General features: G+C 36.5%; 19 protein-coding genes. 14 read left to right on the top strand and 5 right to left on the bottom strand.

The genetic code is table 11. The features are described 5' to 3' along the window. Nucleotides 1-44: 44 nt before the first annotated feature. The 14 genes from PEB0122_RS11480 (at nt 45) to PEB0122_RS11410 (ending at nt 10,207) form a co-directional block, all read left to right on the top strand. Nucleotides 45-788, top strand: a complete 744-nt coding sequence (locus PEB0122_RS11480) for a hypothetical protein (RefSeq protein WP_143238853.1) — start codon at nt 45-47, stop codon at nt 786-788. A gap of 749 nt (nt 789-1,537) precedes the next feature. After that, entirely contained in the window at nt 1,538-2,014 is a 477-nt protein-coding gene (locus PEB0122_RS11930) for a hypothetical protein (RefSeq protein WP_225867856.1), read from the top strand. Beyond that, nucleotides 1,924-2,427 (top strand): type VI secretion system tip protein TssI/VgrG, encoded by a 504-nt coding sequence (gene tssI, locus PEB0122_RS11475; RefSeq protein WP_225867855.1) that lies wholly within the window; start codon nt 1,924-1,926, stop codon nt 2,425-2,427. The genes PEB0122_RS11930 and tssI overlap by 91 nt, the downstream gene beginning before the upstream one ends. A gap of 313 nt (nt 2,428-2,740) precedes the next feature. Further along, the gene (locus PEB0122_RS11470; RefSeq protein WP_075917257.1) at nt 2,741-2,977 is read left to right on the top strand and encodes a hypothetical protein; all 237 of its coding nucleotides are present in this window, start codon (nt 2,741-2,743) and stop codon (nt 2,975-2,977) included. A 407-nt stretch (nt 2,978-3,384) separates the two neighbouring features. Next, the gene (locus PEB0122_RS11460) at nt 3,385-3,975 is read left to right on the top strand and encodes a hypothetical protein (protein ID WP_075917255.1); all 591 of its coding nucleotides are present in this window, start codon (nt 3,385-3,387) and stop codon (nt 3,973-3,975) included. A 178-nt stretch (nt 3,976-4,153) separates the two neighbouring features. Continuing rightward, on the top strand, nt 4,154-4,474 hold the full coding sequence (locus PEB0122_RS11455) for a hypothetical protein (protein WP_143238852.1): 321 nt from the start codon (nt 4,154-4,156) through the stop codon (nt 4,472-4,474). A gap of 997 nt (nt 4,475-5,471) precedes the next feature. After that, nucleotides 5,472-6,113 (top strand): hypothetical protein, encoded by a 642-nt coding sequence (locus tag PEB0122_RS11450; RefSeq protein ID WP_143238851.1) that lies wholly within the window; start codon nt 5,472-5,474, stop codon nt 6,111-6,113. Between the two features lie 36 nt (nt 6,114-6,149). Next, complete coding sequence (locus tag PEB0122_RS11445; RefSeq protein ID WP_143238850.1) at nt 6,150-6,374, top strand: PAAR domain-containing protein; 225 nt, start codon at nt 6,150-6,152, stop codon at nt 6,372-6,374. 386 nt (nt 6,375-6,760) lie between these two features. After that, a complete protein-coding gene (locus tag PEB0122_RS11435; RefSeq protein WP_143238849.1) occupies nt 6,761-7,093 on the top strand; it encodes a hypothetical protein in 333 nt (110 codons plus the stop codon). A gap of 90 nt (nt 7,094-7,183) precedes the next feature. Continuing rightward, nucleotides 7,184-7,333, top strand: a complete 150-nt coding sequence (locus tag PEB0122_RS11765; RefSeq protein ID WP_158025436.1) for a hypothetical protein — start codon at nt 7,184-7,186, stop codon at nt 7,331-7,333. Between the two features lie 95 nt (nt 7,334-7,428). Further along, on the top strand, nt 7,429-8,058 hold the full coding sequence (locus tag PEB0122_RS11430; protein WP_075917250.1) for a hypothetical protein: 630 nt from the start codon (nt 7,429-7,431) through the stop codon (nt 8,056-8,058). Nucleotides 8,059-8,687: 629 nt separating this feature from the next. Further along, nucleotides 8,688-8,885 (top strand): hypothetical protein, encoded by a 198-nt coding sequence (locus tag PEB0122_RS11425; protein WP_075917249.1) that lies wholly within the window; start codon nt 8,688-8,690, stop codon nt 8,883-8,885. 466 nt (nt 8,886-9,351) lie between these two features. Next, on the top strand, nt 9,352-9,603 hold the full coding sequence (locus tag PEB0122_RS11925; protein WP_075917247.1) for a PAAR domain-containing protein: 252 nt from the start codon (nt 9,352-9,354) through the stop codon (nt 9,601-9,603). 10 nt (nt 9,604-9,613) lie between these two features. Further along, the gene (locus PEB0122_RS11410; RefSeq protein ID WP_225867854.1) at nt 9,614-10,207 is read left to right on the top strand and encodes a tyrosine-type recombinase/integrase; all 594 of its coding nucleotides are present in this window, start codon (nt 9,614-9,616) and stop codon (nt 10,205-10,207) included. Between the two features lie 9 nt (nt 10,208-10,216). On the opposite strand, the gene PEB0122_RS11405 is transcribed toward PEB0122_RS11410, so the two are convergent. The 5 genes from PEB0122_RS11405 to PEB0122_RS11385 form a co-directional block, all read right to left on the bottom strand. Next, nucleotides 10,217-10,546, bottom strand: coding sequence for a type II toxin-antitoxin system RelE/ParE family toxin (locus tag PEB0122_RS11405; RefSeq protein WP_075917246.1), 330 nt, complete (start codon nt 10,544-10,546; stop codon nt 10,217-10,219). A gap of 1 nt (nt 10,547) precedes the next feature. Further along, nucleotides 10,548-10,790 carry a hypothetical protein gene (locus tag PEB0122_RS11400; protein ID WP_075917245.1) on the bottom strand — a complete coding sequence of 81 codons (243 nt, stop codon included), beginning with the start codon at nt 10,788-10,790 and terminating at the stop codon, nt 10,548-10,550. Nucleotides 10,791-10,866: 76 nt separating this feature from the next. After that, nucleotides 10,867-11,274 (bottom strand): hypothetical protein, encoded by a 408-nt coding sequence (locus tag PEB0122_RS11395; RefSeq protein WP_075917244.1) that lies wholly within the window; start codon nt 11,272-11,274, stop codon nt 10,867-10,869. A gap of 45 nt (nt 11,275-11,319) precedes the next feature. Then, the gene (locus PEB0122_RS11390; RefSeq protein WP_075917243.1) at nt 11,320-12,177 is read right to left on the bottom strand and encodes an SPFH domain-containing protein; all 858 of its coding nucleotides are present in this window, start codon (nt 12,175-12,177) and stop codon (nt 11,320-11,322) included. A 258-nt stretch (nt 12,178-12,435) separates the two neighbouring features. Further along, complete coding sequence (locus PEB0122_RS11385; RefSeq protein ID WP_075917242.1) at nt 12,436-12,732, bottom strand: hypothetical protein; 297 nt, start codon at nt 12,730-12,732, stop codon at nt 12,436-12,438. Nucleotides 12,733-13,467: the final 735 nt, after the last annotated feature.

Below are 13,467 nucleotides of genomic sequence, written 5' to 3'. Positions count from 1 at the left end.
GCATTGAGGCACAACAGCCGATTACAATTGATGACATAAAAGCCTTGCCGGAGGGGTCGTTAAACAAGCGCTATTCCGCTGAAATCACGCTATTGTTTTTTGCTTTGGAAGTCTTCAACGCTCAAGCGATTGATGTTTTGTTGGAAGCAGGGGCCGACCCTTATATGATAGACAGACCATCTTTAGGTTCAGGGCGTGATTTTACTTTTTATTTTGCGATGTACAATCCTGAGGACAAAACAGGTTTCACCCCTGCCTTTGTTAATACTATTTTGGCTAGTTACCTCAAACATGGAGGCGATCCTAATCATCGTACAAATTTTTATATTTTATCTGACATAGCGATATCAGAAAATTATACCGGCGTGAAAATGGTTGCCAATGCAGGCGGGGATGTTTTTGAACCTCATGATGAAATAGGATATTCTGCGGCAGTTGTTTTGGCGGCAAATGATTATCCCGAAGGGCAAAAGTGTTTGAGTGATTTGATTGATGAAGGCTATCTTGATCAAAGACCGGTCGCTTATATTGAAAGAATGCTCGGATCATTAGAGCCCGATGGTAGTGGTGATTTGTCTGTGCGACGTAACCGATATGCCAAGCTGAATGCCGAAAAATTATTGGTTCGCTATCCGGAAATTACTGACAATGATTCAACGAAAAGAATTTTTGGTGGTCCCATTCCTTGGAAAGACCTTCAAGCACGTCATTTTACTGATCCAGAAACTGGTAATCAGAAGGGAAATGAAGAAAATGAAAAAGATAAAGTTAAAATGAAACCAATATAGTGTTCCGGTTGGCACAATATTCTTTGTCCCCTTTGTGAGGGATAGCGACTTAGGAGCTTTTGGTTATGTAAAGTACAGGCCGTCGGAAAAAACAAATCCTAAAAACTTATGCATAGGGTTATGAGATATTTATGACCATGTTTGTAAGTTTGATGAATGGACTGATGATATAAAAAAGCTGACATTAAAATATCAGATATATTTTTTAATGCGGGATTTAGCATAAAAACGCGTGTTAATCCAAAGCCATATATTCTAACAGATCAAAAAACGGAGATTATCCACCCCGCTATTCATGGATATTTTAAAATTGGTCCTCGTAAATTTTGGTATGATGCCGATGCTAAAAATATCGCCCTGCCATCGGATGAAAATTTGTATCGACAAGTCTGGATAGGTTTTGGAGATTATAATCAAATATATGTTCAGGCTATTTTTGATGGTAAGAATATAGAATATGGTGATAAGTCAATTATCTATGAATAAATTTTAAATCAATCATGTGATTTATAAAGGTTACTTTACCTTGCTATAACTAGGGCAAAGCATCATGGGCTTTGGTGATGCTTTTAGCCATTAGAGCGCACTGAAAGGTGGCGCGGGGAAGCCGTGTCAGTGAGGTTAAGGGGAACCAATGGCGAGAGGATTGACCTAAAATATGATATTCGCAAGCATTTTATTGAGCGGCGTATCCAGTTTTTTTGAATGAACCGGGAATATAACTTGAGGCAGCAAGGGTTGATGCCTCATTGGCTTACGGGATATCGAATGCTCCGCATTTACTCACTGGTCATGCAATTAATCTTGAAGAACATCCCGATGACAAACTGAACCAGAATTGGCGTTTACTGACGATCCGGCATGAGGGTGTGCAACCGCGGGCATGGATGGAAGATGGACAGGGTGCTCCGATTGCCGATACCGGCTTGGTGGCACCGGGACTGCCTGGTGCAGAGCTATCCGGCCTTGCTTTTGGCACGACATCATCAATGAGCCCCAATCTTCTCAAACAGGCACTCAGCCGGCGAATGAATTTGACGGTACAAAACAGCAATGGCGACGATGCGCAACTTGCTACTACTTACGCCAATGCTTTTACGGCTCAACCTTCGAAACTTCCCTATCGTCCACCACAATCTGTCAAGCCTTTGGTCGATGCCCGCAGATTGCCACTGTTGTTGGTCCGCAGGGGGAGGAGATATTTACCGAAAAATATGGGCGTGTGAAAGTTCACTTTCACTGGGACCGTCATAAAAATCCCAAGGCAGAAGATTCTTCCTGCTGGATCCGTGTATCTATGAATTGGGGTGGCGCCAAATGGGGGCACGTTGCTCTTCCACGCATTGGCCATGAAGTTATTGTTGACTTCTTTGAAGGTGATCCAGACCAGCCTATCATCATCGGCAGAACTTATCACGAGACAAACCAACCGCCATACAACCTGCCTGCGGATAAGACTAAGATGGTAATTCGTTCAAATCCTCATAAAAATGGTTTCGGAGTACCGGGCTTCAACGAACTCTCCTTCGAAGATGAAAAAGGCAGAGAAGAAGTGGATGTTCATGCACAACAAGATATGAACAAAATATTAAACATTAATTATTACTCATATATAAAAAATAAAAAAATATTGTATTAAACGATTATTATTTTGATATAGGAATAAATTATATAAATACATTGAAAAAAATAGGTATAAAAATTATATTTTTGATATTTTTCCAACAGATATCAATCTAATATAATATAAATGTATGAAATAACTTTAATATATTTAAAAGTGTATCTTATAATAAGAAGCTCTAAAGAATTAATGCATTTATCAAATAAAAACGAAATTTTTATTGATTCGACAAAATCGATATCAATAAATTCTAAGAAAGTTTTATAAAGATTGATAATGATTCAATAACTATAAAATCGAAAAAAATAAAGTTAAATTAGGATCCATTATGGCTAAATATATCAAAATTAAACCCTATGATCTTTATATTATAGATTTTTTTGGAAGTGCTAAAATAACATCCGAAGATATTAGGTTATGTATTCCGGAAGCAAATGATGAATATACAGAAGTCGATGAGATACCATCTAATGAGCGACCAATGTCGTGGTCGCCTTGCTATAATGAGGAGATATATAAAAAAATAGTGCTAAGAATGATGATGTACAAGAAAGGTTTAAGTTAGTTGATGTGACAAATTCAGTTACATATAGATCTGCAGAATTAGTGGCAGGCATATCAAGTATACCTCTAAAAAAAATGGGTTAGCCTTGCGGTTAGAAAAGGGGCTTCAGAGTGGTCAAACTTAGGTTCAATATTCATACATAAGACAGGTTTAAGTCAATGGTCTAAATCTGCTATGCCTTTTTTAAGGGCTCCTACGCCTATTATAAATAAAACTGGATTAGACTTGGCTCCCACCGTTGGTTTTAGAGTCGTGATTAGGTGGCTTACGTATATTGGAGCGGCTTTATTGGCTGTTGATTTGATTTCAATGGTTGTTGGGCAGGATGATGACGGGAGAAGGGGTGATAATCATGATAATTATTATGGAGGTGGAGGCTAGTCTGGCGGGGGTGGAGTTTCAGGGCGATGGTGAGTATTGGTAAGGAAATAATTATGCAATATTTATGTGAACGTGAAGATCAAATTGATTCTTATTGTGAATTGATAATTGACAGCTATAATTTAAATTATAATAATTTTATTGAACTTATTTCTTTGGATACGAGAATTGTTAATATATTTAAAATAATAAATAATGAAAAAAAATATCATATTGATAATAAATACGATATCCATAAATGTTATAAAATAATAAAAAATATATTAAATTTATACGATGTAGATAGCAATGAAATATTAAGAAATCTTGGATATAATAACCAATTAAAGTTGTTGAGTAAATTTTCTTTTTTTTGCTTAAAAAATAAAGTAAAAATATATACACCTATATCAAATTATTTTGCTAAATATAAATTGATCGATTTAACATTGAATGAATTCTCATATTTAATGTTTGTTCATAATTTTGATTTTTTTTATAATACGGGTATAAAAATCACAGAAAAATATTTTTTCGATTCATTATTATTTATGCTGAAGTATAATTATCGATATTATGGAATTAAAAGTTCTGTTGATTGGGAAGATATAAATAATATTTTTCTATACAGAAATTAATATTATCGTCATTCATTATGAAGCTGGAGGAATAACGAAATGCCCCCATCAGTACGAAAAGATGACATCGGTTGAGGTCATAGCTGCCGTTATCCCCCGACGGCAGCCACAAGCGGCAGTCCCGATGTCTTTGTGAATGATATTGCAGCTGTCCGGTTGGGGTATAGGTACGCGGCGCATGGCTGTTCCACCTGTCCAGCACCAAATCGTGGCCGCAAGCAAGCGGCGGGTTCGCCCAACCGTGTTTATTAATGGTCGTCCTACCGCACGCATTGGCCATGAAGTTATTGTTGACTTCCTCGAAGGCGACCCCGATCAACTCATCATCATCGGCAGAACTTACCACGAGACAAATATGCCTGCTTATGATCTGCCAAATGATAAGAATAGGATGGTAATTCGTTCCAATACCCATAAAAATGGTCCTGGAGTACCGGGCTTCAACGAACTCTCCTTCGAAGATGAAAAAAGGACAGAAGAACTGCATTTAAGAACTTAAAGAAATTATACTCAATCAACAGGATTCGATAGCCTGAGAATTATAAATAATAATGTTGTTGATTACGTTAAAAATTCCTTATCTCTTAAGTCTGGGGAGTGCATTGAGTTATCCAGTGACAAAACAAAGATAGACCACCCCATTGGAACACATAATATTATAGAAAAATTATAAACATAAATACAGAATTCATAATTCTACATAATTTTTTTGGAAATATTAACCTCGTAAGTGGTTAACTGACAATTATTGACTCCAACTATGATACATTCTTAAATATAAAATATAAATTATATTTTATGTTTATTATTTTATAATAATAATAAATTAAAATCGTTTTTAACTAAATTCATTAAAGTAAATATAAATAGATTTTCATTATGGCAACGATATTGAAGCTTAAAAACGATGATCATTTATATAAAAATTAGCCTGGATCCCCAATATCTTTTGATATAATAATGGACAGGGGGAAGGAAGATATAGATATCTATGATTATGAGGAGGTGGATAAAAAGTCAATTTGAGACGAACCCAAACTTAACTTAAGTACACCTATTGCCAACTCTATCGAAGATAACGACGATATATGGGACTATTTTAAAAACGAAATGGTTAAATATCGGGGGGGTGAATGGTAGCATGAAAAACTTATAAGATGTGGTTGGGATGCATTTGGGATTGACTTAAGCACAAATTATGGGAGAGTAAGTGAAGGTGTCTCGGTTGCAACTACTAAAATTCCTCTTTTTCAAGTGATAAAAACCGTATTACTTTGGCTGGGACATTAGTTATGACGTCAGATTGTATTGGAGGGGGCCATAATATCGCTTGGTGCTGCATCTGGCGGTGAATTTAAGATATTAGAAAATGCTAAAGTATTGAAAATCGCTTGTGGTTGTGGAGCGAGACGAAACAGGTGTACATCCCCAATTCTGTAACTAATCCTCCTGTTGATATCAGGCCCCTATTTGAATTGAACTAAATTGGTGCTATTATGAGATATATTAAAATTATATTGTCGATTTTAATGATATTTTATTGCTTTAAAGCTTACGGAGAAGACGAAAAACAAAGACACACACAATTTGTTGGAAAAAAATATAATATAGATTTGTCTAAACTCGATTATTTTAATAAACAGAGAAATAAAAATTATAACAAATGTAAAACAATAAAAGATATTTGTTATGGTTATGCATACATAAATTGGTATATGAATAGTGATAAAAATTATGATATATTTATACTAGAAAAACAATTATTATTTAATTTTGTTGAAAACAAAGAAAATTCAATTAAAAATGACTACTTTGTAACCATTTCGATATCATGTGAGAATAATAACGGTACTATTAATAAAAGTATAAATATCAACCTATCAAGCATGGCGTTAAATATAGCTATGGGTAACAATTTAAAAATTATTATCGATGATAAAGTTATAAATTTAATTGAACTTAATAATATTTATAGAACAATAAATAATGATGACGCTATTTTTTTTATTAAAAATATTGTTAATGTTGATAATTCAAAAATCCTATTATCTGGGAATACAAATATATCATCATTGTTTGTTAAAGATGAAGGCGATATGCCTTATGATATAATGAATAGAATTTGTCTCGGAAATTGATATCATGCCAACGAGTTTACGCAAAGGTGATAGCGGTTGAGGTCATATCTGCCATTATATCCACCGACGGCAGCGACAAGTGGCAGCCCTGATGTATTTGTGAATGATATTCCTGCAGTTCGCGTGGGGGATAGCTATGCTGCACATGAATGCACTTCTTGTCCGGCACCGGATCATGGCCCCAAGCAATCGGCAGGTTCTCCAACAGTGTTTATTAACGGTCGTCCTGCCGCACTCATTGACGCTGTAATTGATTGTTGATTTCCTTGAAGGTGACCCAGACAGCCCATCATCATCCGGCAGGACGTATCACGAGACAAATATGTCCGCTTATGATCTACAAAATGATAAGACTAAGATGGTAATTCGTTCAAATACCCATAAAAAGGTTCCGGAGTGCCAGGCTTCAACGAACTCTCCTACAAAGATGAAAAAGGCAGAGAAGAAGTCGTTATTCTTGCTCAACATGGTCGGGCTGAAAAACACGACATAACCATACTAATAGAGTGGACAATAATTATGTTAATTCTATTGGTAATAATTATTTATTATCAGTGGAAAATAAAAGTGATACTTACACAAAATGAAAGATTATTTTAAAAGCGGGCTGTGAAAACAAGTTTAATAGGATGGAAGAATCCTATAATTTGGGTGACAAAGGTAGTAAAATCGCCGGTTACTTATTAGGGGAGAAAACGGATGATATAAATGGAAACGGAATATTTTCTCTAAATTCATATGGAAACATAATAATACAAACACGAAGTAACCATATAACAAATGTTACAAAAAGTAAAACTATACAGATAGGAGATGATTTTAATTTAAGTGTAGAAGATTACTTAAATGTAAGTTCACTTAAATTGTCGAATATAGAATTTGGCGATGCTTTGAAAGTTTATGCTGAAAATGGAATGGAATTTATATGTGGAAATTCCCGTATAAATTTAAACAAAAATAAAATAGTAATATCGATTTAAGATATTTTTTTGTTTCGAACAATAAAATTAATTTTTTCTAGGTTATATAAAGTAATTAGTGGAAAAAATTCTTTGAATTGAGGTGCGGAAATGGCTGGCGGAATTACATATGGTGGCAATTATACTGCTTCAGAGTTAGATTCAGATGATCCTACTAAACTAATTGAAATCTATGAAAATGATCCGGAAATCTTTCGAAAAATTATTGCAAAAAACCAACCGCATTACAAACTGATCTGAAGAGAATTCGAAAACAATATGAGAAGGAAATATCTGCAGCAAAGCCTGTCGCGGATTATGTATTAGATTTAGATACAGCAATTACTGGTTCGTATGTGACAGATTTATCGTTAGGTGTAGCATTTACTACCGCTAGATCAGGTGTTCTCGGAAATGCATTGAAAGTAGAAGCTTTATTAATTCATGACACCATAGATAAAGCATTAGATAAGGCGTTAGAAAACATTAATAAAACGGTAGCAATTGTAAGGCTGTTAGCCGAGTTATTTATTAGTGATAGCGAAAATGAACAAGAATTTAGGAAATGCGTTTATGGTAACTTTGATACTATAGATGCTTTAATAAAAGCTGGATATAAAGTAGGAAGTATGGCGAAAAGGATCGTAGCTTCATCACTGCTTTCATTTCTAATAAGAAGATATTCACCTCCAGTTGTTGGGCCACTAGCTATTGGAGCTGAGGTATATTGCGCACTATATGCCGCTGCTGTACGCCTAACTATAGATTTAAAACTAAAATATGGTAGTACGGCTTGGGTGACTATTTTTACTATAATAGAATCCATAATAACCGGCACGTCAAATGCTGCTTTCGCCGGGTTGGACGTAGACAGCAACACTTACATTACCCGTATGATAGAAGTATGTAATAAAGGGACCGATTTAAAGGACAAAGAAGATATTGAAGGGTTTATAAGGAATTTAAAAAAGTTCGGAAACAATTGAATGTGAGATGTCATGTTAAAAATAATTATAAAATTAATACTATCTGTTGTTTTTCATTCGGTTATGGTTTTCGGTATTATGCTTTTGATATTTTTCGTACATTTTTAAAAAAAAGGTTATCGATTTGATTTTTTTGTATATACAATTATTGCATCAATAGTAATTGTTCTATCTATGTATATGTTTTTTTGGGTTAACAAAAAAATAATTGGAAATAAATTTTCTGCTTTTAATGTGAGGGTGTAATAAAGATATAAAAGTTAGTTACGTGAATTAATCAATACGGAAATATGCAAAGATTATTTATGAAACACGGTCTGACAAATGTATTAAAAGGAAGAAAAATTTCAAAATTTTGCACTTTATAATTATACGGAATAAATATACATATTAGAATTTATTATACCTAATACGGTATTGAGCTTTAATGAATGCAACAGATAAGTATATAGATGTTTAATAAAAGATGGTGGTTAGAAAATTATGCCAGCGAGTGTAAGAAAAGGCGATATAGGTTCGGGGCATAGCTGCCATTATCCGCCGAAGGCGACTAAAAGTGGCAGTCCGAATGTGTTTGTGAATGATATTCCTGCGGTTCGGGTGAGGGACAGCTTTGCGTTGCTAGCGAGATGGAACCTAAAGAAGGAAATAGAATCTTTGGTGTTCTAGAAGAGCTAAAAGAGTATGCGGTTCAATATAATCAAAAGGTTGGAGAGGTAATAGAGGAAGTGCTTAAAATCATATTAAAGAGATTTTTGGATGTTCCTGTTGATAAAATTAATAATGATCCTCTATTAGATATTCACGAGGAGAATTTAAATCAATAGAAATTACTTATTCATTTTAAACGTTATTTATATATCAATAGTTTTTATTCCATTTTCTATATATATTTATTATAATTTTAAAAATAGAAATATAATATATTACATATACGATTTTTTTGTATTAATGTTATTTATTTTTTTAAATTTTTTGTATAATATAAATAAAACTAAAATAAGAATGTCTAATATTAAAGAAAATATATTATTTATTTTAACGATGATAATTATATCTTTTTTTGAAAATTATTTGACGGATTATTTTGAAAAAACGCAATCTTTTTTGTCGTTTTATTATTTCATTGTTTTTTTGCTGAGTTTTTTTTCTATTTTTTTATTTATAATTGATTTAATTTATCGATGTGTTATTAAATTTATAAAAAATGGCATAGATCAGTAAGCTCAAATGGATTATTAGAAATACTAACTAGATAAATTAGAGAACCATAAATGCCGGAGATTGATATAAATGGCCTCCAGTGTACGCAAAGGTGATATAGGTTCGGGTCATAGCTGCCATTATCCACCAACGGTAGCGACAAGTGGTAGTCCTGATGTGTTTGTGAATGATATTCCGGCTGTTCGGGTGGGTGATAGCTATGCGGCACATGGATGCTCCACCTGCCCGGCACCAGACCATGGCCGCAAGCAATCGGCGGGTTCTCCAACAGTGTTTATTAACGGCCTCTCTGCTGCGCAAATTGTTAAGGCACCAACGTAAAAGCAAAAGAGTGACAACCATTGATATATTAACCAAGCTTATTGAGACCTGCGGTCAAAGTCTGGTTGATATACGCGACAAAGCAATTCTATTGGTAGCCTTCGCATCAGGCGGTCGACGGCGTTCCGAAATCGCAAGCCTCAGGATGAGCCAATTAACGAGAGAAGCCGACGTTTTAATCGACGCGCGGGATGCGGGGAAGGGGACTATGCCATGCGCTCGAATTAGGCTTGGGCGCACGAAAACCACGACAAATGATGAGGGCGATTATGCACTGATTATGGGTAGACCCGTCGTGGCTTTGTATCAATGGACTGAGCCTGCGCGTATTGATAAAGGCGCAATTTTCAGGTCGATTGATAGATGGGGGAATATCAACAATGTGGCGCTTACAGGCCAGTCGATTAATAATATGATTAAATCGCGCGTCAAAAAAGCCGGATTGGATCCTAACGACTTTTCAGCTCATGCTTTGCGAGCAGGTTATCTCACTGAGGCCGCGCGAAAGGGATATCGCTTCCCGAAGCCATGCAGCAATCAGGCCATAAATCAATACAGCAGGCAGCACGTTATTATAATGACAGTGAGCGCAGATCAGGCTTAGCGGCGCGACTTATCGATTGATAGGTCTTGCTTGTTTTACGTGATAGACAGCAACAACATGAATGATTTGGTTGTCGTCAATCAGATAGCGTATTTCGTACCTTTTATTGACGAGCATTCGCCTTACAGGTGTTTTAGCTTGAACTCGTCTAATAACCGGATAGCTTTCAGGAAAATCTTTTAAGCCTTCAACCGCCTTAACAAGCGTGTCAACCAGTTGCTCCGCCCTTTTCAGACCTGAACCAGACGCTGATTTATCAGTGTATTTTATAAAATTGGTAATCTCATAAAGTTGGTGAAGGGCATACCTTTGCCATCGAACCGCTTTGATAACATGCATATTAAGAAATGGGATCTGGCCAGGGAAGAGGTTTATCTGTGAATTGGCTCATGATGAAGCGCCGAACATCTTCATGCCTATAGCTTTTGGCACCAGGTTTTTCCATTTCTTCCAGTGCCCTGAGCGTGTCAATGTCCATCTCAGCTTCGGTCCAACCTCGTTGAGTCATTTCTTTTAAGTCAAATCCTAAGTCAGGTTCTAAGTCAGGTTCTAACTCAGGTGTTTTAACGCTAGCGTGAGACATCAATTACCTCTCTAAGTGAATATATCTAAATATATATGAACACGTCACAACGTGTCAAATGGTTGTCATCGGGTTATCATTTAGAGCTAAGACAAATCTCGCGAATATCCGGGTCGTCAATCATGTAACAGTTGCCTTCGCATATCGCGCGTTCTTCGGAGTCATCAACCATATAGCACGAGCCTTCACCAGTCTTACCAAGACACAATGCGCGTTCCTGCGGATCTTCAATATCATAACAAGAACCGACTTTTGTTTGACCGAGACATTGTTGTCGCATCTGCCGGTCATCGATTTGATAACAAGAATCCTTGCCCAACAACCCAAGACACAACGCGCGTTCATCAGGGTCATCAATCAAATAACAGTTGCCGTCTGCTTGTGCTCTTACAGCAAAGGCGAAGCTAATGAGAACGATTGATATAATGATAGAGATATTTTTGATAAGCATTTTCATAATCATATTTGCAAAAAATAAAGGCATCAAATGACGCCTTTATTGATAACCTTTTTGTTGCTCAAGACAGAATTATTTTAGACTAACAAACGGCACAGAGTTGTTGGACATCATTGTGTTAGGTAAAGCACCATTCCAACGTTCAGCCTTTGTAAGGTCAATCAAGTCAGGATTGTTATGAAGAGCTTCACTCTTCGCCTTAATAGCCTCTGCTGAGGCTTGACCCTCGATGCGAATTGACTCGGCTTTGCTTTTTGCTGCCGCTAATTGACTATCGGCTCTTGCTTGAGCGCGCGTTACTGTGATTTCGGCTTCAACTTTTGTGCGTTCGAGTTCTTGCTTTTTCGTCTGAACGGCCATTTCTGCCTGGGCACGTTGTTCGGCGGCTTCTTCTACAGCCTTCGAGAAGGTGATGTTTTCAATCTGAACAGCCTCGATCTTAATGAAACCGTCACCAATGCTAGAGATGGCTTTTGTAAGCTCGGTGTTCAGTCGAGTACGTTCACGTATGGCTGTGTCGGCTGTAAAAGTACCAAAAACCGAAGCGATTTGCTCCTTAGCCGGTCGTAGAAGTGTTCTTGAAGCCAAGCTGTCGAGTGTGGCGAAGTTTCGATAGATATTTTCGACCTCACCGGGCAATGCAGAATAGTTTATCGAGAACGTAACAGTCGCGGTTTGTCGATCAGATGTATAAACAGGCACGTCCTTAAAATCGACGGTTTGAGTGCGAATTGAGATAAATTTGGCGTCGTCAATAAATGGCTTTTTCCAATAAATTCCAGGTTCTGACGTTCCGATAATTTTTGAATTCGACAAAATGACTGCTCGTTCGCCTTCGTCGACAACGTAAAATGAACCGCCAATGATGGATATTGCTATGATAAAGGCAAAAACGGGAAGTATTGCCGCCCCAGTTTTAAAAATGGTCATTTATTTGGTTTTTCCTTATTTTGATTTTTATGATCTTGGCGCGTCAATGCCCATTTGAAAGCTTGATAGGCGCCGATGCCTATCAGACATCCCACGACAAAACCGCCTATAAGTCTGTAAATCATGTCGATTACCTTATAGAGTTGTGAAGGTTTTTAAGATTGAGAGCGATTAAATTCGCTAAAATTGAAACAATCTCGCTTTATGTTTATAGCGAGATTGCTTGTTGACGCTTGAGGGGCGTTTCAAGCTGGAAGATTAAGCCGCTTCGGCCGTGTCGTGGAATAGGGCATACAAACCTAAATCCGGTCTATTTAGTTCTTCGCAAACATAACGCCACACATACACAGAATGCTCGGCAACTGAATAAAATATTCGATCAAGCTTGGGATCGCCTTTTGATTTTCTAAATGTAGCGCCGTTCCAGCGACCAATTGTTGCGAAATGATGGGCGATTGTTTGAGTGTCAATGTCTCTGGTTTTTGGGGCAAATGGATGATATTTGCTACCCAATGCGGCGTGCATATAGATTTTTTCAAGTTCTGTAGTGTTCATTAAAATTTGTTTTGTTGTTTGAGATCAAAATATCGCCGAAAGCCAATCGACCCAAAGATTGAAACCTCGACAGACACCTCCGGGGAAGAAAACGAGACCGACAATCGCGAGTATGACGTTGTCATGCCATAAAGCCTCTACAACATGCGTTCCGAGAAAAAACGTGAACGAGTTCCATATGAGAAATAATATGACGTCAACCTGATGTCTCAATTTTCTGCCTCAATGCTTAATTTTGTTATTAGCAACTTAGCAAAAAAATAAGCGGATGACTCTGGGGTAATTAAATTTTCGTCATTTCGTCATTTCGCCATTTCAAGTTGCTGTTGCGCCATGTTATGGCAAACTTCGGAATAGATAGTGTTCAGGCCATTTTGGACGGTAAGAATATAGAATATGGTGATAAGTCAATCATCTAAGGATAAATATTAAATCAGTCATTTGATTTAGTAGTAGTGGGGGTTATGTATGGAATTCCCCTTCGCATGAAGGCAACAGGGATATTGGTAATGCTTTGGTGATCTCGAATGATCCTGACTATTGCCGTTCGCCCAAGGATATCATTCCCGATAATATTTAAGCTTATCAATCAAATAATGCCTAACAGTGAATTCTGTTCGCGTGATTTGACGACTAAGAAAAAATGTATTCATTTGTGAATAAACTGTGTGTTTTATTTAATATATGATGGAAATATCTGGATTTTTGAAAAACATTTAATCTTAATGCGAATAA

Origin of the sequence: Ditibartonella apis, assembly GCF_001952075.1 — a bacterium.
In the GTDB taxonomy this organism is placed as follows: Bacteria; Pseudomonadota; Alphaproteobacteria; order Rhizobiales; family Rhizobiaceae; genus Bartonella; species Bartonella apis.
The sequence above is the reverse complement of the archived record's forward strand: the minus strand, read 5'-3'. Positions and strand labels throughout refer to the sequence as shown.

Bases quoted from the DNA above. Each gene is read 5' to 3' on its own strand.
- PEB0122_RS11470 (WP_075917257.1), top strand. From the start codon at position 2,741: ATGGCTAAATATATCAAAATTAAACCCTATGATCTTTATATTATAGAT.
- PEB0122_RS11460 (WP_075917255.1), top strand. From the start codon at position 3,385: ATGGTGAGTATTGGTAAGGAAATAATTATGCAATATTTATGTGAACGT.
- PEB0122_RS11455 (WP_143238852.1), top strand. From the start codon at position 4,154: ATGGCTGTTCCACCTGTCCAGCACCAAATCGTGGCCGCAAGCAAGCGG.
- PEB0122_RS11450 (WP_143238851.1), top strand. From the start codon at position 5,472: ATGAGATATATTAAAATTATATTGTCGATTTTAATGATATTTTATTGC.
- PEB0122_RS11765 (WP_158025436.1), top strand. From the start codon at position 7,184: ATGGCTGGCGGAATTACATATGGTGGCAATTATACTGCTTCAGAGTTA.
- PEB0122_RS11425 (WP_075917249.1), top strand. From the start codon at position 8,688: ATGGAACCTAAAGAAGGAAATAGAATCTTTGGTGTTCTAGAAGAGCTA.
- PEB0122_RS11925 (WP_075917247.1), top strand. From the start codon at position 9,352: ATGGCCTCCAGTGTACGCAAAGGTGATATAGGTTCGGGTCATAGCTGC.
- PEB0122_RS11405 (WP_075917246.1), bottom strand. From the start codon at position 10,546: ATGCATGTTATCAAAGCGGTTCGATGGCAAAGGTATGCCCTTCACCAA.
- PEB0122_RS11400 (WP_075917245.1), bottom strand. From the start codon at position 10,790: ATGTCTCACGCTAGCGTTAAAACACCTGAGTTAGAACCTGACTTAGAA.
- PEB0122_RS11395 (WP_075917244.1), bottom strand. From the start codon at position 11,274: ATGCCTTTATTTTTTGCAAATATGATTATGAAAATGCTTATCAAAAAT.
- PEB0122_RS11390 (WP_075917243.1), bottom strand. From the start codon at position 12,177: ATGACCATTTTTAAAACTGGGGCGGCAATACTTCCCGTTTTTGCCTTT.
- PEB0122_RS11385 (WP_075917242.1), bottom strand. From the start codon at position 12,732: ATGAACACTACAGAACTTGAAAAAATCTATATGCACGCCGCATTGGGT.